The sequence below is a fragment of the Pseudomonas sp. NPDC088890 genome (genome assembly GCF_044900155.1).
In the GTDB taxonomy this organism is placed as follows: Bacteria; Pseudomonadota; Gammaproteobacteria; order Pseudomonadales; family Pseudomonadaceae; genus Aquipseudomonas; species Aquipseudomonas urmiensis.
Genome location: NZ_JBJDNG010000008.1, coordinates 202547 through 226909, shown reverse-complemented (window position 1 = coordinate 226909; position 24363 = coordinate 202547). Strand labels below are relative to the sequence as shown.

27 protein-coding genes and 1 pseudogene are annotated in these 24363 nt (G+C 63.7%); 25 read left to right on the top strand and 3 right to left on the bottom strand.

Annotated features, from left to right (window positions below):
* The first annotated feature begins 78 nt into the window (after positions 1–78).
* The 14 genes from gshB to ACI2JX_RS18505 all read left to right on the top strand — a co-directional run bounded on the left by gshB (position 79) and on the right by ACI2JX_RS18505 (position 14363).
* Positions 79–1032, top strand: coding sequence for a glutathione synthase (gene gshB, locus ACI2JX_RS18570; protein WP_404690690.1), 954 nt, complete (start codon positions 79–81; stop codon positions 1030–1032).
* A gap of 91 nt (positions 1033–1123) precedes the next feature.
* The gene (locus ACI2JX_RS18565) at positions 1124–2023 is read left to right on the top strand and encodes an energy transducer TonB (protein WP_264236679.1); all 900 of its coding nucleotides are present in this window, start codon (positions 1124–1126) and stop codon (positions 2021–2023) included.
* Between the two features lie 264 nt (positions 2024–2287).
* Positions 2288–2857: a YqgE/AlgH family protein gene (locus ACI2JX_RS18560; protein WP_264236678.1), complete on the top strand. Its 570-nt coding sequence runs from the start codon at positions 2288–2290 to the stop codon at positions 2855–2857.
* Positions 2857–3282 carry a Holliday junction resolvase RuvX gene (gene ruvX, locus ACI2JX_RS18555; protein WP_264236677.1) on the top strand — a complete coding sequence of 142 codons (426 nt, stop codon included), beginning with the start codon at positions 2857–2859 and terminating at the stop codon, positions 3280–3282. The genes ACI2JX_RS18560 and ruvX overlap by 1 nt, the downstream gene beginning before the upstream one ends.
* A 52-nt stretch (positions 3283–3334) precedes the next feature.
* Positions 3335–3853, top strand: coding sequence for a bifunctional pyr operon transcriptional regulator/uracil phosphoribosyltransferase PyrR (gene pyrR / locus ACI2JX_RS18550; RefSeq protein WP_186557366.1), 519 nt, complete (start codon positions 3335–3337; stop codon positions 3851–3853).
* 12 nt (positions 3854–3865) lie between these two features.
* The gene (locus ACI2JX_RS18545) at positions 3866–4870 is read left to right on the top strand and encodes an aspartate carbamoyltransferase catalytic subunit (protein WP_186557365.1); all 1005 of its coding nucleotides are present in this window, start codon (positions 3866–3868) and stop codon (positions 4868–4870) included.
* Positions 4867–6138 (top strand): dihydroorotase, encoded by a 1272-nt coding sequence (locus ACI2JX_RS18540; RefSeq protein WP_264236674.1) that lies wholly within the window; start codon positions 4867–4869, stop codon positions 6136–6138. Before ACI2JX_RS18545 ends, ACI2JX_RS18540 begins: the two co-directional genes overlap by 4 nt.
* Before the next feature lie 282 nt (positions 6139–6420).
* Positions 6421–6951: an ATP-dependent protease subunit HslV gene (hslV, locus tag ACI2JX_RS18535; RefSeq protein ID WP_158458616.1), complete on the top strand. Its 531-nt coding sequence runs from the start codon at positions 6421–6423 to the stop codon at positions 6949–6951.
* Positions 6952–7027: 76 nt separating this feature from the next.
* The gene (gene hslU / locus ACI2JX_RS18530) at positions 7028–8374 is read left to right on the top strand and encodes an ATP-dependent protease ATPase subunit HslU (RefSeq protein WP_404690689.1); all 1347 of its coding nucleotides are present in this window, start codon (positions 7028–7030) and stop codon (positions 8372–8374) included.
* Between the two features lie 192 nt (positions 8375–8566).
* The gene (locus ACI2JX_RS18525) at positions 8567–8944 is read left to right on the top strand and encodes a gamma-butyrobetaine hydroxylase-like domain-containing protein (RefSeq protein ID WP_186557362.1); all 378 of its coding nucleotides are present in this window, start codon (positions 8567–8569) and stop codon (positions 8942–8944) included.
* Positions 8945–9298: 354 nt separating this feature from the next.
* Positions 9299–10978, top strand: a complete 1680-nt coding sequence (gene phaC, locus ACI2JX_RS18520) for a class II poly(R)-hydroxyalkanoic acid synthase (RefSeq protein ID WP_312155204.1) — start codon at positions 9299–9301, stop codon at positions 10976–10978.
* Between the two features lie 60 nt (positions 10979–11038).
* Entirely contained in the window at positions 11039–11890 is an 852-nt protein-coding gene (gene phaZ / locus ACI2JX_RS18515) for a poly(3-hydroxyalkanoate) depolymerase (protein WP_264234359.1), read from the top strand.
* Between the two features lie 171 nt (positions 11891–12061).
* Positions 12062–13744 (top strand): class II poly(R)-hydroxyalkanoic acid synthase, encoded by a 1683-nt coding sequence (phaC, locus tag ACI2JX_RS18510; RefSeq protein ID WP_404690688.1) that lies wholly within the window; start codon positions 12062–12064, stop codon positions 13742–13744.
* Between the two features lie 4 nt (positions 13745–13748).
* On the top strand, positions 13749–14363 hold the full coding sequence (locus ACI2JX_RS18505) for a TetR/AcrR family transcriptional regulator (protein WP_186557358.1): 615 nt from the start codon (positions 13749–13751) through the stop codon (positions 14361–14363).
* Between the two features lie 115 nt (positions 14364–14478).
* Here ACI2JX_RS18505 and ACI2JX_RS18500 read toward each other — a convergent pair whose 3' ends face one another.
* The 3 genes from ACI2JX_RS18500 to ACI2JX_RS18490 all read right to left on the bottom strand — a co-directional run bounded on the left by ACI2JX_RS18500 (position 14479) and on the right by ACI2JX_RS18490 (position 16115).
* Positions 14479–15261 carry a phasin family protein gene (locus tag ACI2JX_RS18500; RefSeq protein WP_404690687.1) on the bottom strand — a complete coding sequence of 261 codons (783 nt, stop codon included), beginning with the start codon at positions 15259–15261 and terminating at the stop codon, positions 14479–14481.
* Between the two features lie 10 nt (positions 15262–15271).
* The gene (locus tag ACI2JX_RS18495) at positions 15272–15691 is read right to left on the bottom strand and encodes a phasin family protein (RefSeq protein WP_264234356.1); all 420 of its coding nucleotides are present in this window, start codon (positions 15689–15691) and stop codon (positions 15272–15274) included.
* A 148-nt stretch (positions 15692–15839) separates the two neighbouring features.
* On the bottom strand, positions 15840–16115 hold the full coding sequence (locus ACI2JX_RS18490; protein WP_186557355.1) for a polyhydroxyalkanoic acid system family protein: 276 nt from the start codon (positions 16113–16115) through the stop codon (positions 15840–15842).
* Between the two features lie 124 nt (positions 16116–16239).
* Here ACI2JX_RS18490 and ubiE point away from each other — a divergent pair, with 124 nt between their 5' ends.
* The 11 genes and pseudogenes from ubiE (at position 16240) to ACI2JX_RS18435 (ending at position 24323) form a co-directional block, all read left to right on the top strand.
* Positions 16240–17010, top strand: a complete 771-nt coding sequence (gene ubiE / locus ACI2JX_RS18485; protein ID WP_186557354.1) for a bifunctional demethylmenaquinone methyltransferase/2-methoxy-6-polyprenyl-1,4-benzoquinol methylase UbiE — start codon at positions 16240–16242, stop codon at positions 17008–17010.
* Positions 17010–17633 (top strand): SCP2 domain-containing protein, encoded by a 624-nt coding sequence (locus ACI2JX_RS18480; protein ID WP_264234355.1) that lies wholly within the window; start codon positions 17010–17012, stop codon positions 17631–17633. Before ubiE ends, ACI2JX_RS18480 begins: the two co-directional genes overlap by 1 nt.
* Positions 17630–19240, top strand: a complete 1611-nt coding sequence (gene ubiB, locus ACI2JX_RS18475) for a ubiquinone biosynthesis regulatory protein kinase UbiB (RefSeq protein WP_264234354.1) — start codon at positions 17630–17632, stop codon at positions 19238–19240. Before ACI2JX_RS18480 ends, ubiB begins: the two co-directional genes overlap by 4 nt.
* Before the next feature lie 73 nt (positions 19241–19313).
* Positions 19314–19706, top strand: coding sequence for a phosphoribosyl-AMP cyclohydrolase (gene hisI / locus ACI2JX_RS18470; protein WP_404690686.1), 393 nt, complete (start codon positions 19314–19316; stop codon positions 19704–19706).
* A gap of 1 nt (position 19707) precedes the next feature.
* On the top strand, positions 19708–20037 hold the full coding sequence (locus tag ACI2JX_RS18465; RefSeq protein WP_264234353.1) for a phosphoribosyl-ATP diphosphatase: 330 nt from the start codon (positions 19708–19710) through the stop codon (positions 20035–20037).
* Positions 20038–20104: 67 nt separating this feature from the next.
* Positions 20105–20389, top strand: a complete 285-nt coding sequence (locus tag ACI2JX_RS18460) for a twin-arginine translocase TatA/TatE family subunit (protein ID WP_264234352.1) — start codon at positions 20105–20107, stop codon at positions 20387–20389.
* A gap of 3 nt (positions 20390–20392) precedes the next feature.
* On the top strand, positions 20393–20812 hold the full coding sequence (gene tatB / locus ACI2JX_RS18455) for a Sec-independent protein translocase protein TatB (RefSeq protein ID WP_264234351.1): 420 nt from the start codon (positions 20393–20395) through the stop codon (positions 20810–20812).
* Positions 20809–21600, top strand: a complete 792-nt coding sequence (gene tatC / locus ACI2JX_RS18450) for a twin-arginine translocase subunit TatC (protein WP_264234350.1) — start codon at positions 20809–20811, stop codon at positions 21598–21600. Before tatB ends, tatC begins: the two co-directional genes overlap by 4 nt.
* Complete coding sequence (locus tag ACI2JX_RS18445; RefSeq protein WP_186557346.1) at positions 21597–22304, top strand: 16S rRNA (uracil(1498)-N(3))-methyltransferase; 708 nt, start codon at positions 21597–21599, stop codon at positions 22302–22304. Before tatC ends, ACI2JX_RS18445 begins: the two co-directional genes overlap by 4 nt.
* Before the next feature lie 102 nt (positions 22305–22406).
* Positions 22407–23468, top strand: a pseudogene (locus tag ACI2JX_RS18440) (methyl-accepting chemotaxis protein); the annotation flags it as partial.
* Positions 23451–24323: a methyl-accepting chemotaxis protein gene (locus ACI2JX_RS18435; RefSeq protein WP_372353299.1), complete on the top strand. Its 873-nt coding sequence runs from the start codon at positions 23451–23453 to the stop codon at positions 24321–24323. The pseudogene ACI2JX_RS18440 and the gene ACI2JX_RS18435, both read left to right, overlap by 18 nt.
* Positions 24324–24363: the final 40 nt, after the last annotated feature.

Here is a 24363-nt window from a genome sequence, read left to right as displayed (position 1 = left end):
ATCCACGCGTGCGGCGCCACCCTGAGCCACTTTTCTTTCCAGTCATCGCGGCCAGGCGCCGCCAAGAGGAAACTACCGATGAGCGTTCGCCTCGGGATTGTCATGGACCCCATCGCGTCCATCTCCTACAAGAAAGACAGCTCGCTGGCCATGCTGCTGGCAGCCCAGGAGCGCGGCTGGACGCTGTTCTACATGGAACAGCAGGACCTCTACCAGAACCAGGGCGTGGCCCGCGCCAAGGTGCGCGGGCTCAAGGTGTTCGCCGACCCGGCGCACTGGTTCGAGCTGGACGCCGAAGCCGATCTGCCCCTGAGCGACCTGGATGTGATCCTGATGCGCAAGGATCCGCCGTTCGACATGGAGTTCGTCTACAGCACCTACCTGCTGGAGCAGGCCGAGGCCGCCGGCGTGCTGGTGGTCAACCGCCCGCAGAGCCTGCGCGATTGCAACGAAAAGCTGTTCGCCACGCTGTTCCCGCAGTGCACCCCGCCGACCTTGGTCAGCCGTCGCCCGGACATCATTCGCCAATTCGCCGCCGAGCATGGCGATGTGATCCTCAAGCCGCTGGATGGCATGGGCGGCACCTCGATCTTCCGCCACCGGGTCGGCGACCCCAACTTGTCGGTGATTCTTGAGACCCTGACTGCGCTGGGCAGCCAGCAGATCATGGCCCAGGCCTACCTGCCGGCGATCAAGGATGGCGACAAGCGCATCCTGATGATCGACGGCGAGCCAGTGCCATACTGCCTGGCGCGCATTCCGGCCAGCGGCGAGACCCGTGGCAACCTGGCTGCCGGTGGCCGTGGCGAGGCGCGCCCGTTGACCGAGCGCGACCGCTGGATTGCCGCCCAGGTCGGCCCGACCCTGCGTGAGAAGGGCCTGCTGTTCGTCGGCCTGGACGTAATCGGCGAGCACCTGACCGAGATCAACGTCACCAGCCCGACCTGCATCCGCGAGATCGACAACGCCTTTGGCACCCAGATTGGTGTGCAACTGATGGACGCCATTGATCGCAAGCTCAAGGCGCGCTGACCACCAACGCGGAGCAAAACCGCGCAGTGGGGTATGATGCGGGTCTTTTTCACCTGACCTGCTGCCCCGCTTTGCGGTTGCTGGATACCTGATGACGCTGCCCGCCGACATCCCTGCCGACATGCTGCCACCCCGCGTTCGCTCGGTGGATCGGCTCGGCTTTACCCTGTTCCTGGCTGCCCTGGTGCACCTGGCGCTGATCCTTGGCGTCGGTTTTACCGTGGTCAAGCCCAGTGAAATCCGCCACACCATGGACATCACCCTGGCCACCTTCAAGAGCGAGAAACCGCCCGAGAAGGCCGACTTCCAGGCCCAGGACAATCAGCAAGGCAGCGGTACCCTGGACAAGAAGGCGGTGCCCAAGACCACCGAGCTTGCACCGTTCCAGGACAGCAAGATCAACAAGGTCACCCCGCCCCCTGCGGCCAAGCCCGAGACTCCGCCGGCGCCACACAAGTCAGCGGTGGCCACGCAGGCGAGCAAGGTGCACAAGGTCGAGCCCAAGCCCAAGGAAAGCAAGCCGCAGCCCAAGCCTGCCGCGGCCACGCCCGACTTCGACAGCTCGCAGCTGTCCAGCCAGATCGCCAGCCTTGAGGCAGAGCTGTCCAACGAACAACAGCTGTACGCCAAGCGCCCACGCATCCACCGCCTCAATGCCGCCTCGACCATGCGCGACAAGGGCGCCTGGTACAAAGAGGAATGGCGCAAGAAGGTCGAGCGGGTCGGCAACCTCAATTATCCAGACGATGCCCGCCGCCAGCAGATCTACGGCAATTTGCGCATGATGGTGTCGATCAATCGCGATGGTTCGCTGTATGAGGTGTTGGTCCTGGAGTCATCTGGCCAGCCAGTGCTCGACCAGGCCGCCCAACGCATTGTGCGCCTGGCAGCGCCATTTGCGCCGTTTACCGGAGATCTGGCCGAGTTCGACCGCCTGGAGATCATCCGCACCTGGCGCTTTGCCCGCGGTGACCGCTTGTCGAGCAATTAGGCCATCACTGAAGCCATGCTGATGGGTTGATCTGACACCCACCCTGTGGGAACGGGCCTGTGGGAGCGGGCTTGCCCGCGAACGAGGGCGAAGCCCTCGCCATCCACAAGGGTGCTCAAACCGGTCTCTGCGCGGGCAAGCCCGCTCCCACAAGGACGGGCAGCGCTGCCAATGACCTATCCAATGCACGACAGTGTGCGGTCGGGACTGGAGACACTGTGCAGCACCTTGTCAGCCTCGCCACCTGGCGCCACACTATCCCCCATGAAAAACCTCACGCCGAGTTACCTCAAGCATCAGTTCCTGATCGCCATGCCACACATGGCCGATCCGAACTTTGCCCAGACCCTGACCTACATCGTCGAGCACAACGCCAATGGCGCCATGGGCCTGGTGGTCAACCGGCCCCAGGAGCTGAACCTGGCCGACATCCTCGAGCAATTGCGCCCGGACGATGAGGCGCCTGCCAGCACCCTGCAGATCCCGATCTACCAAGGCGGCCCGGTACAAACCGACCGCGGCTTCGTCCTGCACACCCCGGAGCGCAGCTTCCAGGCCACCATCGAGCTCGACGGCCTGTCGCTGTCCACCTCGCAGGATGTGCTGTTCGCCATCGCTGAAGGCAACGGGCCGAAACAGAGCCTGATTACCTTGGGTTACGCCGGCTGGGAAGCAGGTCAACTGGAAGCGGAGCTGGCCGACAACGCCTGGCTCAACTGCCCGTTCGATGCCGAGATCATCTTTGGCCTGGCCAGCGAGCAGCGCCTGGAAGCTGCCGCTGCACTGCTGGGGATCAACCTCAGCCTGCTGACCAGCCAGGCGGGCCACGCCTGATGAGTGAGCTACGCCTGCTGCTGGGTTTTGACTACGGCACCAAACAGATCGGCGTCGCGGTGGGTCAGGTGATCACCGGCCAAGCCCGCGAACTGTGCACCCTCAAAGCCCAGGACGGCATCCCCGACTGGGCCCAGGTAGAAAAACTGATCAAAGAATGGAAGCCCGATGCCATCGTCGTCGGCCTGCCATTGAACATGGACGGCACGCCCAGCGACATGAGCGCCCGCGCGCAAAAATTCGCCAATCGCTTGCACGGGCGCTACAACCTGCCGGTGCACACCCACGACGAACGCCTGACCACCTTCGAAGCCAAGGGCGAGCGCATGGCCCGTGGCGGCCAGCGCGGCAGCTACCGTGACAATCCGGTCGACGCCATCGCCGCAGCGCTGCTGTTGCAGGGCTGGCTGGAGGCCAACACCTGATTCCTTCATTCGCTTTGCCGCCGGGCCAACCCGGCGCCCCGAGGAGCACGCAATGAGCCTACCCAATCCCGCCGAGCTGATCCGGCAGATGGCCGTCGACCTACGCGCCCACCTGGCCCGCCGCGCCATTGCCGAGCCACGCTTCATCGGCATCCGTACCGGTGGCGTGTGGGTAGCCCAGGCCCTGCAACAGGAGCTGGCCGACACAAGCCCGCTCGGCACCCTCGACGTGTCGTTCTACCGCGATGATTTCAGCCAGAACGGCTTGCACCCGCAGGTGCGTCCCTCCGAGTTGCCCTTCGAAGTCGAAGGCCAGCATCTGGTGCTGGTCGATGACGTGCTGATGAGCGGTCGCACCATTCGCGCCGCGCTCAACGAACTGTTCGATTATGGCCGCCCCGCCAGTGTCACGCTGGTCTGCCTGCTGGACCTGGATGCCGGCGAATTGCCGATCCGTCCCAATGTGCTCGGTGCCACCCTGTCGCTGGCCGCCCATGAGCGGGTAAAATTGACCGGACCCGCACCGCTCGCCCTCGAGCGCCAGGACCTCGCCACCGCTTCCGCCCTTTAAGAGTCCCCCGCGATGACGCCATTCGACGCCAAGCGCCCGCTGCAGCTCAATGATCAGGGCCAGCTGCGCCACTTCCTCTCGCTCGACGGTTTGCCTCGCGAACTGCTCACCGAGATCCTCGACACTGCCGACTCGTTCCTCGAAGTCGGCGCCCGGGCCGTCAAGAAAGTCCCGTTGCTGCGCGGCAAGACCGTGTGCAACGTGTTCTTCGAGAACTCGACCCGCACCCGCACCACCTTTGAACTGGCCGCCCAACGGCTGTCGGCCGACGTCATCAGCCTGAACGTGTCGACCTCTTCGACCAGCAAAGGCGAGACCCTGTTCGACACCCTGCGCAACCTCGAAGCGATGGCCGCTGACATGTTCGTCGTGCGCCATTCCGACTCTGGCGCGGCGCACTTCATCGCCGAACACGTCTGCCCGGATGTGGCAGTGATCAACGGCGGCGACGGCCGCCACGCGCACCCAACCCAGGGCATGCTCGACATGCTCACCATTCGTCGCCACAAGGGCAGCTTCGAGAACCTCTCGGTGGCCATCGTCGGCGACATCCTGCATTCGCGCGTGGCCCGCTCGGACATGCTCGCGCTCAAGGCCCTGGGTTGCCCGGACATCCGCGTGATCGGCCCGAAGACCCTGATTCCAGTAGGCATCGAGCAATACGGGGTGAAGGTCTATACCGATCTTGCCGAAGGCCTCAAGGACGTCGACGTGGTGATCATGCTGCGCCTGCAGCGTGAGCGCATGGCCGGCGGCCTGCTGCCCAGCGAAGGTGAGTTCTACCGCCTGTTCGGCCTGACCACCGCGCGCCTGGCTGGAGCCAAGCCGGATGCCATCGTCATGCACCCTGGCCCGATCAACCGCGGCGTGGAGATCGAATCGGCCGTGGCCGACGGCCAACACTCGGTGATCCTCAACCAGGTCACCTACGGTATTGCCGTACGCATGGCCGTGCTGTCGATGGCCATGAGCGGACAGAACGCGCAACGACTACTGGACCTGGAGAACGCCCTGTGAGTATCAGCATTCTTGGCGCCCGGGTGATTGACCCCAGCAGCGGCCTGGACACCATCACCGACCTGCACCTGGAAAACGGCCGGATCGTTGCGCTCGGCGCCGCCCCTGCCGGCTTCAGCCCCAGCCGCACGATCCAGGCCGATGGCCTGGTAGCAGCCCCTGGCCTGGTCGACCTCGATGTATCCCTGCGCGAGCCGGGCTACAGCCGCAAGGGCAACATCGCCAGCGAAACCCGCGCCGCAGTCGCCGGTGGCGTCACCAGCCTGTGCTGCCCGCCGCAGACCCGCCCGGTGCTGGATACCTCGGCAGTCGCCGAACTGGTGCTGGACCGCGCCCGCGAGGCCGGCAACAGCAAGGTTTACCCCATCGGCGCCCTGACCAAGGGCCTGGAAGGCGAGCAACTGGCCGAACTGGTCGCCCTGCGCGACACCGGTTGCGTGGCATTCGGCAACGGTTTGAAGGAAATCCCCAACAACCGCACCCTGGCCCGCGCCCTGGAATACGCCGCGACTTTCGACCTGACCGTGGTCTTTCACTCGCAGGATCGCGACCTGTCGCACGGCGGCCTGGCCCATGAAGGCGCCATGGCCAGCTTCCTCGGCCTGCCGGGTATTCCGGAAAGTGCCGAAACCGTGGCCCTGGCGCGCAACCTGCTGCTGGTCGAGCAAACCGGCGTGCGTGCGCACTTCACCCAGATCACCAGCGCCCGTGGCGCGCGGCTGATCGCCCAGGCGCAAGAGCTTGGCCTGCCGGTGACGGCCGATGTGGCGCTGTACCAGTTGATCCTCACCGACGAGGCGCTGCGGGATTTCTCCAGCCTGTACCACGTGCAGCCACCGCTGCGCACTGCGGCCGACCGTGACGGTCTGCGCGAGGCGGTCAAGTCGGGGGTTATCCAGGCGATCTCCAGCCATCACCAACCGCACGAGCGCGATGCCAAGCTGGCGCCGTTCGGCGCTACCGAGCCGGGTATCAGCAGTGTCGAGCTGTTGCTGCCGCTGGCGATGACCCTGGTCGAAGACGGCTTGCTCGATCTACCGACCCTGCTGGCACGCCTGACCACAGGCCCGGCGCAGGCGCTGCGTCTGCCGGCCGGAGAGCTGAAGGTCGGCGGTGCGGCGGACTTGGTACTGTTCGATCCAAAGGCATCGACCGTAGCTGGCGAACAATGGCTGTCACGCGGCGAGAACTGTCCATTCATCGGCCACTGCCTGCCGAGTGCGGTGCGTTATACCTTGGTCGATGGCCACGTCTGCCACGAGGCCTGATCCAGTAATGGGGCCGCGCTGCGGCCCTTCGCGGGCAAGCCCGCTCCCACAGGGTGGGCGCTGCTCTCATGGACGGCGCGGTACCTGTGGGAACGGGCTTGCCCGCGAAGGGCCGCAGCGCGGCCCCAAAGCAGCCTACTCAATCCATAGTGAAGGGCAAAGCACCGACGACCCTACGCCTGCCTTAGTCGACCATTCATCCTCCCCGGTTGAAATTCTTCCCCCCTCCCCCCATATGAGTCTGCATCAGGCATTTTCGCCCCGCTGCGTGGAGACTCTCCCTTGACTACCATCGTTTCAGTCCGCCGCCACGGCAAAGTCGTCATGGCGGGCGACGGCCAGGTTTCCCTCGGCAACACCGTGATGAAAGGCAACGCGAAAAAAGTTCGTCGCCTGTACCACGGCCAGGTCATCGCCGGCTTCGCCGGTGCCACTGCCGATGCCTTCACCCTGTTCGAGCGCTTTGAAGGCCAACTGGAAAAACACCAGGGCCACCTGGTCCGCGCCGCCGTCGAGCTGGCTAAGGAATGGCGTACCGATCGTTCCCTGAGCCGCCTGGAAGCCATGCTGGCAGTGGCCAACAAGGACGCTTCGCTGATCATCACCGGCAACGGTGACGTAGTCGAACCGGAAGACGGCCTGATCGCCATGGGCTCCGGCGGCGCCTTCGCCCAGGCCGCTGCCCGTGCGCTGCTGAACAAGACCGACCTCTCGGCCCGCGAAATCGCCGAGACCGCCCTGAATATCGCTGGCGACATCTGCGTGTTCACCAATCACAACCTGACCATCGAGGAGCAGGACCTGGCCGAGTGATCAGCTGTTTTGGCGCCCAACCCCGGTGGTTGGGCTTTCCCACGCTGACCCACTGCGCCCAAGGACCACATTGATCATGTCCATGACCCCCCGCGAGATCGTCCACGAACTCAACCGCCACATCATCGGCCAGGAAGACGCCAAGCGCGCTGTGGCCATCGCCCTGCGCAACCGCTGGCGGCGTATGCAGCTACCTGCAGAGCTGCGCGCTGAAGTGACGCCGAAGAATATCCTGATGATCGGCCCGACCGGCGTCGGCAAGACCGAAATCGCCCGTCGCCTGGCCAAGCTGGCCAACGCCCCGTTCATCAAGGTCGAAGCGACCAAGTTCACCGAAGTCGGCTACGTTGGCCGTGATGTCGAGTCGATCATCCGTGACCTGGCCGACGCTGCGCTGAAGATGCTCCGCGAGCAGGAAATCATTCGCGTGCGCCACCGCGCCGAAGACGCCGCCGAAGACCGCATCCTCGACGCCCTGCTGCCACAGGCGCGCAGCGCCAGCAGCTTCGCCGAAGAAGCTTCGCACTCGAGCAGCGACTCCAACACCCGTCAGCTGTTCCGCAAGCGCCTGCGCGAAGGCCAGCTGGACGACAAGGAAATCGAGATCGAAGTCGCCGAATCCATGGGCGTCGAGATCGCCGCGCCACCCGGCATGGAAGAGATGACCAACCAGCTGCAAAGCCTCTTTGCCAACATGGGCAAGGGCAAGCGCAAAGCCCGAAAGCTCAAGGTCAAGGAAGCGCTGAAGATGGTCCGCGAAGAAGAAGCGGGCCGTCTGGTCAACGAAGAAGAGCTCAAGGCCAAGGCCCTGGAAGCGGTCGAGCAGCACGGTATCGTGTTCATCGACGAAATCGACAAGGTTGCCAAGCGTGGCAATGTTGGCGGCGCCGACGTCTCCCGTGAAGGCGTGCAGCGCGACCTGCTGCCGCTGATCGAAGGCTGCACCGTCAACACCAAGCTGGGCATGGTCAAGACCGACCACATCCTGTTCATCGCTTCTGGCGCGTTCCACCTGAGCAAGCCGAGCGACCTGGTGCCGGAGCTGCAAGGCCGTCTGCCGATTCGCGTTGAACTCAAGGCACTGACCCCGGGCGACTTCGAGCGCATCCTGCAAGAGCCGCATGCCTCGCTGACCGAACAGTATCGCGAGCTGCTCAAGGTCGAAGGCCTCAACATCGAGTTCGTCGGCGACGGCATCCAGCGTCTGGCCGAGATTGCCTATCAGGTCAACGAGAAGACCGAGAACATCGGTGCGCGTCGCCTGCACACCCTGCTCGAGCGTTTGCTCGAAGAGGTGTCGTTCAGTGCTGGCGACCTGGCCAGCGCGCATGACGAAGCGCCGATTCGCATCGATGCCGCGTATGTGAACAGCCACCTCGGTGAGCTGGCGCAGAACGAAGATCTGTCGCGCTACATCCTGTAACACCTCTCCAGAGGGTAATGGGAGCGGCGCGTGGGAGCGGGCTTGCCCCGCGATAGCGTCGGCAGCAACGCCAGCTATCGCGGGGCAAGCCCGCTCCCACGCCTTCTGAAGGCTCCAGCGAATCAGCCCCCGCTTGAATCTAATCTCTCCAAGCCCGAAGCTTGCAGCATAAAGCCCCGAGAGATTCCGCCCATGGCCCGCCTGCCCACCGCAATCAACCTGCACAAAGCCTCGAAAACCCTGAGCCTGACCTACGGCCCAGATGAGGTCTATCACCTGCCCGCCGAGTTCTTGCGCGTGCACTCGCCCTCCGCCGAGGTCCAGGGCCACGGCAATCCCATCCTGCAATTTGGCAAGATCAACGTCGGCCTCACCGGCCTGGAACCGGCCGGTCAATATGCACTGAAATTGACCTTCGACGACGGCCATGACAGCGGATTGTTCACCTGGGAGTACCTTGAGCAACTGTGCCTGCGCCAAGCGCAGCTGTGGGCGGAGTATCTCGATGAACTGAGCAAGGCCGGAAAATCTCGCGACCCGTCCGAATCAGTGGTCAAACTGATGCTCTAGCTCAGGGCTCTCAAGGATTAGAGCGCATTTTCTAATTTGGTCTGCTTGAATGGCTGCACGAGCGCCAAGCAATGGCTGTCTTGCGCATTACATGAAAGTCGGGTAACCAATGGAGCTGGCAAGTTCCCTGCATTGCTTCTCGGGCAAGCAGGGCCAGGCCGGTTGTTGTAGAGGTCGCGAGCGAAAGCAGGCTGTCTTCACACGCAGAAAAACCCGCAGCTCATCACCGACACGCATCCGGTCGCAGCACCGCTGTTCCTTATCACTGGTCACCCGAGCAAGCAGTACCGGGCAGTCGTCTGTGTACCCGCCACAGCCAACCGGTACTCGTCTCAGGACAACGGAGCGTCGTAGATGAGTAACAAGAACAACGATGAGTTGCAGCGGCAAGCCTCGGAAAACACCCTGGGCCTGAACCCGGTGATCGGGATTCGCCGCAAGGATCTGCTGAGTTCAGCGCGCACCGTTCTGCGTCAAGCCGTGCGCCAGCCGCTGCACAGTGCCAAACATATTGCGCATTTCGGCCTGGAACTGAAGAACGTGCTGCTGGGCAAATCCAGCCTGCACCCCGAGGGCGACGACCGTCGCTTCAACGACCCCGCCTGGAGCCACAACCCGCTCTATCGGCGCTACCTGCAAACCTACCTGGCCTGGCGCAAGGAGCTCAACGACTGGATCAGCGAGAGCGATCTGTCGCCCCAGGACATCAGCCGCGGCCAGTTCGTCATCAACCTGATGACCGAGGCCATGGCACCGACCAACACCCTGTCCAACCCGCAAGCGGTCAAGCGCTTCTTCGAGACCGGCGGCAAGAGCCTGCTCGATGGCCTGTCCAACCTGGCCAAGGACATGGTCAACAACGGCGGCATGCCCAGCCAGGTCAACATGGACGCCTTCGAGGTCGGCAAGAACCTCGGCACCAGCGAAGGTGCAGTGGTCTATCGCAACGATGTGCTGGAGCTGATCCAGTACCGCCCGATCACCGAGCAGGTGCACGCCCGGCCGCTTTTGGTGGTGCCGCCGCAGATCAACAAGTTCTACGTCTTCGACCTTAGCCCGGAGAAGAGCCTGGCGCGCTTCTGCCTGCGCTCGCAGCAGCAGACCTTCATCATCAGCTGGCGCAACCCGACCAAGGCCCAGCGCGAGTGGGGCCTGTCGACCTACATCGATGCGCTCAAGGAAGCGGTCGACGCGGTGCTGGCGATTACCGGCGCCAAGGACCTGAACATGCTCGGCGCCTGCTCCGGTGGCATCACCTGCACCGCGCTGGTCGGCCACTACGCAGCCCTTGGCGAGAACAAGGTCAATGCCCTGACCCTGCTGGTCAGCGTGCTCGACACCACGGTCGACACCCAGGTCGCGCTGTTCGTCGACGAGCAGACCCTGGAAGCGGCCAAGCGCCACTCCTATCAGGCCGGCGTGCTCGAAGGCAGCGACATGGCCAAGGTGTTCGCCTGGATGCGCCCCAACGACCTGATCTGGAACTACTGGGTCAACAATTACCTGCTCGGCAATGAGCCGCCGGTATTCGACATCCTGTTCTGGAACAACGACACCACGCGCTTGCCGGCCGCCTTCCATGGCGACCTGATCGAGATGTTCAAGAACAACCCGCTGACCCGCTCCGAGGCCTTGGAGGTGTGCGGCACGGCCATCGACCTCAAACAGGTCAAGTGCGACATCTACAGCGTCGCCGGCACCGCCGACCACATCACGCCCTGGCAGTCGTGCTACCGCTCGGCGCACCTGTTCGGCGGCAAGATCGAGTTCGTGCTGTCCAACAGCGGGCACATCCAGAGCATTCTCAACCCACCAGGCAACCCCAAGGCGCGCTTCCTGACCGGTGAAGACCGGCCCAACGAGCCGCTGGTCTGGCAAGAGAACGCGAGCAAGCACGCCGACTCCTGGTGGCTGCACTGGCAGAGCTGGCTGGGCGAGCGCGCGGGTGAATTGAAAAAGGCCCCGACGCGCCTGGGCAACCGCGCCTACGCCGCTGGCGAAGCAGCGCCGGGCACCTACGTTCACGAGCGTTGAGCAGGACGCCGTGGCCGCTGCTGGGCGCCACGGTGATTGACCCCTTACCGAGTGTCGCGCATGTCGCAACCCTATGTTTACAGGACCGTCGAGCTGGACAACCAGTCCATCCGCACCGCGGTCCGCCCAGGCAAACCGCACCTGACGCCGCTGCTGATCTTCAACGGCATCGGCGCCAACCTGGAGCTGGTGTTCCCGTTCATCGAGGCGCTTGATCCGGACCTGGAAGTCATTGCCTTCGACGTGCCCGGCGTCGGCGGCTCCTCCACCCCGCGCCACCCCTATCGCTTTCCTGGGTTGGCCAGGCTGACCGCGCGGATGCTCGATTACCTGGACTACGGTCAGGTCAACGTCATAGGCGTGTCCTGGGGAGGCGCGCTGGCCCAGCAGTTTGCCTACGACTACCCCGAGCGCTGCAAGAAACTGGTGCTGGCTGCCACCGCGGCCGGGGCGGTGATGGTGCCGGGCAAGCCCAAGGTGCTGTGGATGATGGCCAGCCCGCGGCGCTACGTGCAGCCGTCCCATGTGATCCGCATCGCGCCAATGATTTATGGCGGTGGTTTTCGCCGCGACCCGGACCTGGCCATGCACCACGCGGCCAAGGTTCGCTCGGGCGGCAAGCTGGGCTACTACTGGCAGCTGTTCGCCGGGCTCGGCTGGACCAGCATTCACTGGCTGCACAAGATCAGCCAGCCGACCCTGGTGCTGGCCGGCGACGACGATCCGCTGATCCCGTTGATCAACATGCGCCTGTTGGCCTGGCGAATTCCCAATGCCCAGCTACACATAATCGACGACGGCCACTTGTTTCTGATCACCCGGGCCGAGGCCGTGGCCCCGATCATCATGAAGTTCCTCCAGCAAGAGCGTCAGCGTGCGGTCATGCATCCCCGTCCCGCCTCCGGTGGTTGAGTGGGGCGCTGTGCTTGGAGGCGCCAACTGGCTTGGTTGTGTCAGTGCCGGCCTTATCGCGGGGCAAGCCCGCTCCCACGCTAACCTGCTTCATCGCGGACTGCGTGGGAGCGGGCTTGCCCCGCGATGAGGCTGGGACGACCGACACCGTAACGACGAGGGAGTGTTGTCATGAAGGAAAAGCCGGCCAAAGGGACCGCACAGGTCCCCGCCACGATCATGAACGTGCAGAACGCCATCACTGGCCTGCGCGGCCGCGATCTGATCAGCACATTGCGCCACGTCGGCCGCCACGGCTTGACCAACCCCTTGCACACCGCCCGCCACTTGCTGGCCCTGGGCGGCCAACTAGGCCGGGTCATGCTGGGTGATACCCCTTACCAGCCGCACCCGCGCGACAGTCGCTTCAAGGACCCCACCTGGAGCCAGAACCCCTTCTACCGGCGCGGCCTGCAGGCCTATCTGGCCTGGCAGAAACAAACCCGGTTGTGGATCGAGGAAAGCTCGCTGTCCGATGACGACCGCGCCCGCGCGCATTTTCTGTTCAGCCTGATCAACGATGCCCTGGCCCCGAGTAACTCGCTGCTCAATCCGTTAGCGGTCAAGGAGCTGCTCAACACTGGCGGGCAGAGCCTGGTGCGCGGGTTGAGCCATCTGCTCGATGACCTGCGCCATAACGACGGCCTGCCGCGGCAGGTCGACGAACGCGCCTTCGAGGTCGGCGGCAATGTCGCCACCACCCCAGGTGCGGTGGTGTTTCGCAACGACCTGCTGGAGTTGATCCAGTACAAGCCGATGAGCGAAAAGCAGTACGCCCGGCCGCTGCTGGTGGTGCCACCACAAATAAACAAGTACTACATCTTCGACCTCAGCCCTAGCAACAGCTTCGTCCAGCACATGCTCAAGAATGGCCTACAGGTGTTCATGGTCAGCTGGCGCAACCCCGATCCGCGCCACCGCGAGTGGGGCCTGTCGAGCTACGTGCAGGCGCTGGAAGAAGCACTCAACGCCTGCCGCAGCATCAGCGGCAATCGCGATCCCAACCTGATGGGCGCCTGTGCCGGCGGCCTGACCATGGCCGCGCTGCAAGGCCACCTGCAGGCCAAGAAGCAGCTGCGCAAGGTGCGCAGCGCCACCTACCTGGTCAGCTTGCTCGACAGCCAGTTCGACAGCCCCGCCAGCCTGTTCGCCGATGAACAGACAGTCGAGGCGGCCAAGCGTCGCTCCTATCAACGCGGCGTGCTCGATGGCGGCGAGGTGGCGCGAATTTTCGCCTGGATGCGGCCCAACGACCTGATCTGGAACTATTGGGTCAACAACTACCTGCTCGGCAAGACGCCACCGGCTTTCGACATCCTCTACTGGAACGCCGACAACACCCGCCTGCCCGCCGCCCTGCATGGCGACCTGCTGGATTTTTTCAAACACAACCCGCTGACCCACCCCGACGGGCTGGAGGTGTGCGGCACGCCGATCAACCTCAAGCAGGTCGGGCTGGACAGCTTTCACGTCGCCGGCAGCAACGACCACATCACCCCGTGGGATGCGGTGTACCGCTCGGCGCAACTACTCGGTGGCGAGCGGCGCTTCGTACTGGCCAACAGCGGCCACATCCAGAGCATTATCAATCCGCCTGGCAACCCCAAGGCCTACTACCTGGACAACCCCAGGCTACCCAGCGATCCCCGGGCCTGGTTCCACGATGCCACACGCAGCGAAGGCAGTTGGTGGCCGCTGTGGCTGGAATGGATCAGCCAGCGTTCAGGGCCGCTCAAGGAGCCGCGCGTCGAGTTGGGCAACACCACCTATCCACCCCTGGAGTCGGCACCGGGCACTTACGTATTGGCGCGCTGAACGCATGAAGACCCGTGATCGTATCCTTGAATGCGCCTTGCAGTTGTTCAACCAGCAAGGCGAGCCGAATGTCTCGACCCTGGAAATTGCCAATGAGCTGGGGATCAGCCCAGGCAACCTGTACTACCACTTCCACGGCAAGGAGCCGTTGGTCCATGGCCTGTTCGAGCGCTTCGAAGAGGCATTGATGCCGCTGCTCGACCCGCCGCTGGATGTGCGCCTGGATGCCGAGGACTACTGGCTGTTCCTGCACCTGATCGTCGAACGCATGGCGCAGTACCGGTTTCTGTTTCAGGACTTGTCCAACCTGACCGGGCGCCTGCCCAAACTGGCGCGCGGCATGCGCAGCCTGATCAATGCGATCAAGCGCACGCTGGCGGCGCTGCTGGCCAGCCTCAAGTCGCAAGGACAGGTAACCAGCGAGACCCAGGCGCTGGGGCAACTGGTGGAGCAGATCACCTTGACCTTGATGTTCTCCCTGGATTACCAGCGTGTGCTGGGCCGTGAGGGCGATGTCGGGGTAGTGGTGTATCAGGTGATGATGCTGGTGGCGCCGCACTTGCAGGCACCGGCGCGCAAGGCCGCCGAGCAGTTGGCGATGAAGTATCTGGAGGGGTGAGCCTCAGCGGCATAGCGCCTGAAAGCATCGCGGGGCAAGCCCGCTCCCACGCAGCCCCGGATGAGTTGGGACTAACGTGGGAGCGGGCTTGCCCCGCGATAAGGACGACCCGGTATCAGGCCTGAGTGACCGCGCTCACCGGTGCCGACGGCGCGCTGCTAGCGGTAGCTGCGCTTGGCGCGGGTGCAGCAGTGGCGGCGGGTGCCGCGCTGGCTGCCGGAGCGGCTGGCTTGGCTGCTGCCGGTTTAGGCGCTGCCTTCTTCGCTGCTGGCTTTTTCGCCGCAGCAGGTTTGGCAGCAGCAGGCTTGGCTGCTGATTTCGCCGCAGCAGGCTTGGCTGCTGGTTTCGCCACAGCAGGTTTGGCCGCCGCGGTTTTCGCCGCAGGCTTGGCCGCAGGTTTCGCCGCGGCGGTCTTGGCAGCAGGTTTCGCCGCAGCCTTGGCCAGTGGTTTGGCGGCAGTCTTGCTCGCCGCCGTCTTGGACACCGGCGTAACCGAAGCGCCAGTCAGCTTCTCGATCTGCTTGGTCAGCGTATCGACCTGCTGATGCAGGGCCTTGATCTCGTTGCGGCTCGGCACACCCAGGCGCGAGATGGCGCTGTTCAGGCGTTTGTCGAAGGCCTCTTCAAGCTCGCTCCACTTGCCCAGCGCACGCTCTTTGACATCCGACACCCGCGAAGTGGTGGCAGACTTGGCGCCATCAGCGGCCGAGTCGACAGTCTTCTTCGCCTGCTTCTCGGCTTTCTCGCCATCCTTGACCAGTTGATCGAACAGCTTGGGGCCGTCTTGATCGACCTTGGAGTAGATACCCAGGCCAGCCAACCAGATCTTGCGGGAGTACTTCTCGATTCCGCCGATCCAGGAGCTGCCTTCTTTTTCGGTGTTCTTCTTGCCAGCCATCCTGCTCTCCTTATGGTTTGCGCGCGACACGCTCGAGCAACTCGTGCAGTTGTTCCAACTTGATGGACAACGCCTCAACGTCATGTTTAGACGGAATGCCGAGGCGATTCAAGCCACGAGCGACACGTGCATCGAAAGCTTTTTCGATCTTGTCGAGCTGAACCTCGACCTTGCCGCGTACGCGACTGACTTCTTCACCGGCTTCGTCGATCTGGTGATTGGCGGCATCGAGCTTCTTGTCGAGGGTTTTCTTGCCACGCTTCTCGACGCTTTCGCCAGCCTTCACCAGCTCTTTGAAGTACTCGCTGCCTTCCTGTCCGACACGGGCGTACGCACCAATGCCTGCCAGCCAGATTCGGCGCGCATAGCTACGCACCTCGCCCAGGGTGCCCTGGGCGTCGTCTTTTTTCTTCAAATTGATTTTGGCCATGCTCTGCACCTCACGCTCATAGGGGATGGAGGAACTGCCCATGGATTCAGGGCTTGAGCACAAAGGTAGGGAGAAAAATTAGAATCATCACCCTAAGCGGTGTTGGCTGACAGATTTTGGAGCTGCGTGGCAGCCCCAATACACGGACTCAGGCCAGCGCCTTATCCAGCGCCCGCTCGATCTCGCCCTTGATCGTGCCGCTCATCATCGACAGCATCATGCCCAGTTTGAGCTCGACGCGAATGCTGTCCTCACCAATGTGCACACTGCCATTGGCGCCGCTGCGCGACACATCCACCCGGTCGCCATTCCACTGGGCCTTGAGGTCGTATTCGCGGGTCAGCTTGTCCACCAGCGCCTCGGCCTTGGCGCGGGCGGCGTCGCGGCCGAGGGCGTGTTTGCGTTCAACGCTGATCTGGGTCATGCGGGCAATCCTGAATATGAAGACAATGCCCTCATTATGCCCGCCCCCGCCGCACGGCACACCCCGCCAAGACAAATCCGCCCGTTGCCCCTAGAATGGCGGTAATTTTTTCCGGTGATGCGATATGAACGACCAGCGCAAAGGCGAACACGCCGAACCCACCACTCATTTCGGCTTCAAGGACGTCCCAGAAAGCCAGAAGGCGAAGAAAGTCGCCGAGGTGTTCCACTCGGTGGCCGCCAAATACGACCTGATGAACGACGTTCTCTCCGGCGGCATGCACCGTCTGTGGAAGCGTTTCACCATCGAGCTGTCCGGCGTGCGCAGTGGCAATCGAGTGCTGGACATCGCCGGTGGCACCGGTGACCTGGCAGCCAAGTTCTCGCGCCTGGTCGGCCCTACCGGCCAAGTGGTGCTGGCAGACATCAACGAGTCGATGCTCAAGGTCGGCCGTGACCGCCTGCTCGACCGTGGCGTTGCCGGCAACATCGAGTTCGTCCAGGCCGACGCAGAAAAGCTGCCATTCCCGGACAACCATTTCGACTGTGTGACCATCGCCTTCGGCCTGCGCAACGTGACCCACAAGGACGAAGCCATTCGCTCCATGCTGCGCGTGCTCAAGCCAGGTGGCCGCTTGCTGGTGCTGGAATTCTCCAAGCCGACCAACAAGCTGATGTCCAAGGCCTACGACGCCTACTCGTTCGCCTTCATGCCGCTGGCAGGCAAGCTGATCACCAATGATTCGGAGAGCTACCGCTACCTGGCCGAGTCGATCCGCATGCACCCTGATCAAGAGACCTTGAAGGCCATGATGGTCGATGCCGGCTTCGACCGCGTCACCTACCACAACATGACCAGCGGCATCGTTGCCGTACACCGGGGGATCAAACCCTGATGCTGTTGGCCGGCCTTCTTGCCAGCGTCGAGCATGGCCTTAACCGCATCCTGCGCATGGACAGCACGGCCCTGCCGCGCCTGGCCGCGCTGGAAGGCAAGGTGATCGCCATCGACTGCGTGCAGCCGGCCTTGCAGCTGTACATCCTGCCCGACGCAGACGGTCTGATGCTTGCCGCTCACTGGGAAGGCGAAGCCGACTGCACCCTGCGCGCGCCTGCCGGCAGCCTGGTGCAATTGGCCTTGGCCAAGGACAAGAGCGCCGTGCTGCACAGCCCGCAAGTCCAGCTCCATGGCGACAGCGCCGTGCTGCTCGACCTGGTTGCGGTGCTGCAGGACCTGGAGCTGGACTGGGAGTACGAGCTGTCGCGCTGGCTAGGCCCAGTGCCCACGGCCATGCTCGCCGGCCACCTGCGCCTACGCGCACGCTGGACCCGCCAGGGCCTGGCGCGGTTCAGCCAGAACCTGTCCGAGTACCTCGCCGAAGAATCCCGTACCCTGGTCGGCCGCCGCGAAGCCGAAGCTGCATTCAGCGAGCTCGATACCGTGAAAATCGACATAGAACGCCTCGAGGCGCGCATCCGCCGCCTTGCCCGATCCCTTGATACCAGCGATAACGCATGAAGCTGCTCGCCGTCCGCCGTCTGTTGCGCATCCAGCGCGTCGTGATCCGCTACCGCCTCGATGACCTGCTGTTCGACCTGCCCCTGCCTTGGTGGCTGCGCAGCCTGCGCCTGCTCATGCCTTGGCGCTGGCTGCCGCGCAAGGCCTCCGAGCTCAGCCGCGGCGCGCGCCTGCGCCTGGCCCTGCAGGATCTGGGGCCGATCTTCATCAAGTTCGGCCAGTTGCTGTCGACCCGCCGCGACCTGCTGCCAATCGACATCGCCGATGAGTTGATGCTGCTGCAGGACCGCGTCCCGCCGTTCGACCCCAAGCAAGCGGTAGCACTGATCGAAGAGCAGCTCGGGGCCAAGGTCGGTGAAGTGTTCAGCCGCTTCGACGTCGAGCCGCTGGCTTCGGCATCCGTGGCCCAGGTACATGCGGCGCGCCTGAAAACCGGTGAAGAGGTGGTGGTCAAAGTGGTGCGTCCAGGCTTGAAGCCGGTGATCGCCCAAGACCTCGCCTGGCTGTTCCTGATCGCCAAGGGCGCCGAGCGGGTCTCCGCCGATGCCCGCCTGCTGCACCCGGTGGAAGTGGTCGGCGACTACGAAAAAACCATCTACGACGAGCTCGACCTGCTGCGTGAGGCGGCCAACGCCAGCCAACTGCGACGCAACTTCGAAGGCTCGGAGCTGATGTACGTGCCGCAAGTGTATTGGGACCTGTGCCGGCCAAAAGTGCTGGTGATGGAACGCATCTATGGGGTGCCGGTCACCGACATGGTGACCCTGGCCGACCAGCGCACCGACATGAAACTGCTGGCCGAGCGTGGCGTGGAGGTGTTCTTCACCCAGGTGTTCCGCGACAGTTTCTTCCATGCCGACATGCACCCAGGCAACATCTTCGTCAGCACGGTCAAGCCGTGGAGCCCGCAGTACATCGCCATCGACTGCGGCATCGTCGGCAGCCTCACCGCCGAAGACCAGGACTACCTCGCGCGCAACCTGATCGCCTTCTTCAAACGCGATTACCGCCGCGTAGCGCAGCTGCACATCGACTCCGGCTGGGTGCCAGCGCATACCAAGGTCAACGAATTCGAAGCGGCGATTCGCACCGTGTGCGAGCCGATCTTCGAAAAACCGCTCAAGGACATCTCCTTCGGCCAGGTGCTGATGCGCCTGTTCCAGACCGCCCGGCGCTTCAACATGGAAGTCCAGCCGCAGCTGGTACTGCTGCAAAAGACCTTGCTCAACATCGAAGGCCTGGGCCGCCAGTTGTACCCCGACCTGGACCTGTGGAGCACGGCCAAGCCGTATCTGGAGCGCTGGATGCGTGACCGCATGAGCCCCAAGGCCGTGCTCGGCAACCTGTACAGCCAGGCCGAGCAACTGCCACACCTGGCCGACATGACCCGCGACCTGCTCGAACGCCTGTCGCAGCCGCACCTGCACAACCCGCAACTGCCCGAGCGCCGTCGCCAAACCGACAACTGGGCGCTGCGCCTGCTCGGCGCCGGCCTGCTCGGCGGCGGCGCGACCCTGGCAGCCGGCGCGGTCAGCCTCAGCGCCCCCGCTGCCTGGCCGGCCTGGCTGATGCTCGCGGCGGGCCTTTACCTGATCGTGCGCCGATAGCCAGCCGCGCCGCTGGCTGGCACACTAGCGCAACAGGCCCGGTACAGGAGCGGGCCCGGTTTTGGAGTCGACGATGAAAGACTGGCTGAACGAGATCAAGTGGAACAGCGATGGCCTAGTACCGGCGATCGCCCAGGACCACCAGACCGGACGCGTGCTGATGATGGCCTGGATGAACCGCGAATCGCTGGCCTTGACCGCCGCCGAGCAGCGCGCCATCTACTGGTCGCGCTCGCGTGGCAAGCTGTGGCGTAAAGGTGAGGAGTCTGGCCACGTGCAGAAACTGCATGAAATGCGCCTGGACTGCGACGCCGACGTGATCATCCTGATGGTCGAGCAACTGGGCCAGATCGCCTGCCATACCGGCCGCGAAAGCTGCTTCTACCGGGTCTATGAAAATGGCCAGTGGAACACCGTCGACCCAGTCCTGAAAGATCCCGATGCAATTTACAGCGCAGGACACTGACATGAGCGATACCCTGACTCGTCTGGCCGAAGTGCTGGAGGCCCGCAAAGGCGCGGCCCCGGACAGCTCGTATGTGGCCAGCCTGTACCACAAGGGCCTGAACAAGATCCTTGAGAAAGTCGGCGAAGAATCGGTAGAAACCATCATCGCGGCCAAAGACGCCGAACGCAGCGGTGATTGCAGCGATGTCATCTACGAGACCGCAGACTTGTGGTTCCATAGCCTGGTGATGCTCAGCGCGCTGGGCCAACATCCACAAGCGGTGCTGGACGAACTGGACCGCCGCTTCGGCCTGTCCGGCCACGACGAAAAAGCCGCCCGGCAAAGCTGACCCGTGGGAGCGGGCTCGCCCCGCGATAGCGTCGGCTCGGCCAACACATCATTCAAGGGAGTACACCATGGGTATTTTTGACTGGAAACACTGGATCGTCCTGCTGGTCGTCGTGGTCCTGGTGTTCGGCACCAAGAAGCTGAAAAACTTCGGCGGTGACCTGGGCGAGTCGATCAAGGGCTTTCGCAAAGCCATGAGCGACGAAGAGAACAAGCCCACCGAGCAGACCCCACCACCGGTGCAGCCCGTGCCACCCACCCAGCAGCCGCACAACACCGCGCCGCTGAACCAGACGCACACCACCATCGAAGGCCAGGCCCAGCCGGTCCAAGAGCCACAGCGGAAAGACTGACCCATGTTTGGCATCAGCTTCAGCGAGCTGCTGCTCGTCGGCCTGGTCGCCCTGGTGGTGCTCGGCCCCGAGCGTCTGCCGGGCGCCGCGCGCACTGCGGGGCTGTGGATCGGGCGGCTCAAGCGCAGCTTCAACAGCATCAAAATGGAGGTCGAGCGCGAAATCGGTGCCGACGACATCCGCCGCCAGCTGCACAACGAGCACATCCTGTCGATGGAACAGGAGGCACGGCGCATCCTCAATCCGCTGGCCGAGCCCGCCAAGCCAGCCGAAACGCCGGCCGCCGCCAGCACCCCTGCAGCCGCTGCGCCAGAGCAAGGCGCAGCGCCAGCCGGCGCCCACGCGGCCACACCAGCCGATGCCAGCACGCCCGCCAGCTCTGCTACCCCTCCTGAGCCACCCCAGACGCCACGAGTCCAATGAGCGATAGACCGGAACACGATCAGCCAATGCCGCTGGTTTCGCACCTGACCGAATTGCGTACGCGCCTGCTGCGCTGCGTTGTCGTTGTCTTCCTGATCTTCGCCGGGCTGTTCTCGTTCGCCCAACAGATCTACACCCTGGTCTCGGCGCCGCTGCGCGATCACTTGCCGGCCAATGCAACGATGATCGCCACCGACGTGGCCTCGCCGTTCCTCACGCCGTTCAAGCTGACCATGATCGTCGCGCTGTTCCTAGCGATTCCGTTCATTCTCCAGCAGATCTGGGGCTTCATCGCGCCGGGCCTGTATCGCCACGAGAAGCGCATCGCCATTCCGCTGCTGATTTCCAGCATCCTGCTGTTCTACGCCGGGATGGCCTTCGCCTACTTCCTGGTGTTCCCGCTGATCTTCGGCTTCTTCGCCAGCGCCACGCCGGAAGGGGTGTCGATGATGACCGACATCGCCAGTTACCTCGATTTCGTCATGACCTTGTTCTTCGCCTTCGGCGTGGCCTTCGAAATCCCGGTGGCGGTGGTGCTGCTGGTGTGGATTGGCGTAGTCGACGTCAAGTACCTGAAGAAGATTCGCCCGTACGTGATCATCGGCTGCTTCGTGGTCGGCATGGTCCTGACCCCGCCAGACATCTTCTCGCAGACCCTGCTCGCCGTGCCGATGTGGCTGTTGTTCGAGATCGGCGTGCTGTGCGGCGGCCTGATCCGCAAGCGCGGCCATGTCGACGAGGCTGGCGCAGACGACCACAACGACCAGCCGCCAGCGACCCAGCCATGAACCTGTTGTTGCTCGAAGAGGCCGATTTCATCGCGGCCGACCGCGTCGTGCTGGCTGATCGTCGCTTCACCCACATGCAGGAAATCCACCGCGTTGCAGTGGGTGACAGCCTGCGCGTGGGGCGTATCAACGGGCTGATGGGCCAGGCCACGGTGGTCCGCCTGGAGGGCCACGAGGCCGAATTGCAGGTCGCCTTCGACCAGCAACCCCCAGCCAAACTGCCACTGACCCTGGTGCTGGCGGTACCGCGCCCGAAGATGCTCCGGCGCTTGTTCCAGACCGTCGCCACCCTGGGTGTGCCCCGGCTGATCCTGGTCAACAGCTACAAAGTCGAGAAGAGCTTCTGGCAGACGCCGTTTCTCAACCCCGAGACGATCCGTGACAACCTGATCCTCGGCCTTGAGCAGGCTCGCGATACGGTACTGCCGCAAGTGATCATCGAGAAACGCTTCAAGCCGTTCGTCGAAGACCGCCTGCCCGCCATCGCCGCAGGTACCCTCGGTTTGGTCGGTCATCCCGGCCCCTACCCTGCCTGCCCCCGCGCCGTGAACGAGCCGGTAACCTTGGCGATTGGCCCCGAAGGCGGCTGGATCCCCTACGAAGTCGAGCTATTGGGCAAGGCTGGCCTGGCACCGGTGCAACTGGGCGAACGCATCCTGCGCGTAGAGACTGCCGTCACGGCGTTGCTGTCACGAATTTTCTGACGCATCAGTCAGACCTTTCCCCCCATCAAGTTTCCCCGGCGCAAGCCGATGGCCTTTGCAGCACAACAATAATCTGCGCTGCCAAACGCCGGGGAGTCGAACATGTACCAGTGGTTTGCCCAGTCTCTGGGAAATATGAGTGTCAGCCGCAAGCTGGGCTTTGGATTTGGCCTGGTCTTGCTGTTGACCTTGGCCATCACCCTGACCGGATGGTTCGGTGTGGACAGTGTCACCAGCCGCGGCGATAAGCTCGGCAACATCTCGGTGATTCACCAAGGCACCCAGGAGTTGCGCATCGCCCGTCAGCATTACGCGCGTGATCGCAATGAAGCCTCGGTAGCCGAGCTGGAAAAAGCCCTGAGCAGCTTGCAGAACCAGGTGCAGTTCATGCTCGGCCAGATCGAGCTGCCCGACGACCTCAAGCGCCTGGAACAGCAGCGCGAAGCGGTGCGGCAGTACCAGCAGGCATTCCAGCAGCTCAGACAGGCAGATCAACAGCGCACTGCTGGCCGCCAAGTGCTGGGTGACAGCGCCGACAAGGCCGCCGAGCTGATCAGCAAGGTCCAGCAAAGCCTGCTGCAAGGCGGCGATATCGGCCAATACCAGGAGGCCGTCGAAGTCAGCGCCCAACTGCAACAGGCGCGCTTCCAGGTCCGCGGCTACACCTACAGCGGTAAAGCAGAGTTCCAGCGCACCGCGCTCGATGCCATTGACCAGGCCGTGGCCATTCTCAAGGCACTGCCGGGCAAAGTCGGCGCCGAGCACGCCGCCAGCCTGGACGACGCAGCGAGCGCGCTGGCCGCCTATCGGGATGCCGTGATACAGGTCGGCAATGCCCAGGATGCCAGCGAGCAGGCACTCAAGCACATGGCCGAGCAAGGCACGATCCTGCTCGACACTGCGCAGCAGATGACCCGCTCGCAAACCCAGGTTCGCGACCAAGGCACCCAACAGGCCAAGACCCTGCTTGCCGGCGCCACCGCCCTGGCGCTGTTGCTCGGGCTGATCGCGGCCTGGGCGATCACCCGGCAGATCATCGTACCGCTGCGCCAGACCCTGACCGCCGCCGAGCGGGTAGCGGCAGGCGACCTGACCCAGAACCTGCAAGTGGACCGCCGCGACGAGCTGGGCCAATTACAAGCCAGCATGCAGCGCATGACCCTGAGCCTGCGCGAGCTGATCGGCGGCATCGGTGACGGCGTCACCCAGATAGCCAGTGCTGCCGAGGAGCTTTCGGCGGTGACCGAACAGACCAGCGCGGGGGTCAACAACCAGAAGGTCGAGACTGACCAGGTCGCCACTGCGATGAACGAAATGGCCGCCACCGTGCATGAGGTCGCGCGCAATGCCGAGCAGGCCTCGGAGGCAGCCCTGGTAGCCGACCAGCAGGCCCGTGAAGGCGACCGCGTGGTTGGCGAAGCCATCGCCCAGATCGAGCGCCTGGCCGGCGAGGTGGTCAACTCCAGCGAGGCGATGAACCAGCTCAAGGCCGAAAGCGACAAGATCGGCAGCGTGCTCGATGTGATCAAGGCAGTGGCCCAGCAGACCAACCTGTTGGCGCTCAACGCCGCCATCGAGGCTGCCCGCGCAGGCGAGGCCGGGCGCGGCTTTGCCGTGGTCGCCGACGAAGTGCGCAGCCTGGCCCAACGCACCCAACAATCGACCGAAGAGATCGAGGAGCTGATTGCCAGCCTGCAGACCGGCACGCAACGCGTGGCCAGTGTCATGGACGCCAGCCGCGGCTTGACCGACAGCAGCGTCGAACTGACCCGCCGTGCCGGTGGTTCTCTTGAAACCATTACCCGCACGGTGTCGTCGATCCAGGCGATGAACCAGCAGATTGCTACCGCCGCAGAACAGCAGAGTGCGGTGGCCGAGGAGATCAACCGCAGCGTGATGAACGTGCGGGATATTTCTGACCAGACCTCAGCGGCTAGCGAGGAGACCGCCAGTTCCAGCGTTGAGCTGGCCAGGCTGGGTACCCACTTGCAGGGGTTGGTGGGTAAGTTCCGGCTCTGATGGGTGTCGTTGAGGGCCTCTCGCGGGCAAGCCCACTCCT

Coding starts and splice junctions, on each gene's coding strand:
- ubiE (WP_186557354.1), top strand. CDS start 16,240: ATGAACGACCAGCGCAAAGGCGAACACGCCGAACCCACCACTCATTTC.
- ubiB (WP_264234354.1), top strand. CDS start 17,630: ATGAAGCTGCTCGCCGTCCGCCGTCTGTTGCGCATCCAGCGCGTCGTG.
- hslU (WP_404690689.1), top strand. CDS start 7,028: ATGTCCATGACCCCCCGCGAGATCGTCCACGAACTCAACCGCCACATC.
- hisI (WP_404690686.1), top strand. CDS start 19,314: ATGAAAGACTGGCTGAACGAGATCAAGTGGAACAGCGATGGCCTAGTA.
- ruvX (WP_264236677.1), top strand. CDS start 2,857: ATGAGTGAGCTACGCCTGCTGCTGGGTTTTGACTACGGCACCAAACAG.
- ACI2JX_RS18525 (WP_186557362.1), top strand. CDS start 8,567: ATGGCCCGCCTGCCCACCGCAATCAACCTGCACAAAGCCTCGAAAACC.
- phaC (WP_312155204.1), top strand. CDS start 9,299: ATGAGTAACAAGAACAACGATGAGTTGCAGCGGCAAGCCTCGGAAAAC.
- ACI2JX_RS18480 (WP_264234355.1), top strand. CDS start 17,010: ATGCTGTTGGCCGGCCTTCTTGCCAGCGTCGAGCATGGCCTTAACCGC.
- tatC (WP_264234350.1), top strand. CDS start 20,809: ATGAGCGATAGACCGGAACACGATCAGCCAATGCCGCTGGTTTCGCAC.
- pyrR (WP_186557366.1), top strand. CDS start 3,335: ATGAGCCTACCCAATCCCGCCGAGCTGATCCGGCAGATGGCCGTCGAC.
- ACI2JX_RS18565 (WP_264236679.1), top strand. CDS start 1,124: ATGACGCTGCCCGCCGACATCCCTGCCGACATGCTGCCACCCCGCGTT.
- phaC (WP_404690688.1), top strand. CDS start 12,062: ATGAAGGAAAAGCCGGCCAAAGGGACCGCACAGGTCCCCGCCACGATC.
- ACI2JX_RS18505 (WP_186557358.1), top strand. CDS start 13,749: ATGAAGACCCGTGATCGTATCCTTGAATGCGCCTTGCAGTTGTTCAAC.
- tatB (WP_264234351.1), top strand. CDS start 20,393: ATGTTTGGCATCAGCTTCAGCGAGCTGCTGCTCGTCGGCCTGGTCGCC.
- ACI2JX_RS18500 (WP_404690687.1), bottom strand. CDS start 15,261: ATGGCTGGCAAGAAGAACACCGAAAAAGAAGGCAGCTCCTGGATCGGC.
- ACI2JX_RS18460 (WP_264234352.1), top strand. CDS start 20,105: ATGGGTATTTTTGACTGGAAACACTGGATCGTCCTGCTGGTCGTCGTG.
- ACI2JX_RS18435 (WP_372353299.1), top strand. CDS start 23,451: ATGCAGCGCATGACCCTGAGCCTGCGCGAGCTGATCGGCGGCATCGGT.
- ACI2JX_RS18445 (WP_186557346.1), top strand. CDS start 21,597: ATGAACCTGTTGTTGCTCGAAGAGGCCGATTTCATCGCGGCCGACCGC.
- gshB (WP_404690690.1), top strand. CDS start 79: ATGAGCGTTCGCCTCGGGATTGTCATGGACCCCATCGCGTCCATCTCC.
- ACI2JX_RS18545 (WP_186557365.1), top strand. CDS start 3,866: ATGACGCCATTCGACGCCAAGCGCCCGCTGCAGCTCAATGATCAGGGC.
- phaZ (WP_264234359.1), top strand. CDS start 11,039: ATGTCGCAACCCTATGTTTACAGGACCGTCGAGCTGGACAACCAGTCC.
- ACI2JX_RS18490 (WP_186557355.1), bottom strand. CDS start 16,115: ATGACCCAGATCAGCGTTGAACGCAAACACGCCCTCGGCCGCGACGCC.
- ACI2JX_RS18465 (WP_264234353.1), top strand. CDS start 19,708: ATGAGCGATACCCTGACTCGTCTGGCCGAAGTGCTGGAGGCCCGCAAA.
- ACI2JX_RS18495 (WP_264234356.1), bottom strand. CDS start 15,691: ATGGCCAAAATCAATTTGAAGAAAAAAGACGACGCCCAGGGCACCCTG.
- ACI2JX_RS18560 (WP_264236678.1), top strand. CDS start 2,288: ATGAAAAACCTCACGCCGAGTTACCTCAAGCATCAGTTCCTGATCGCC.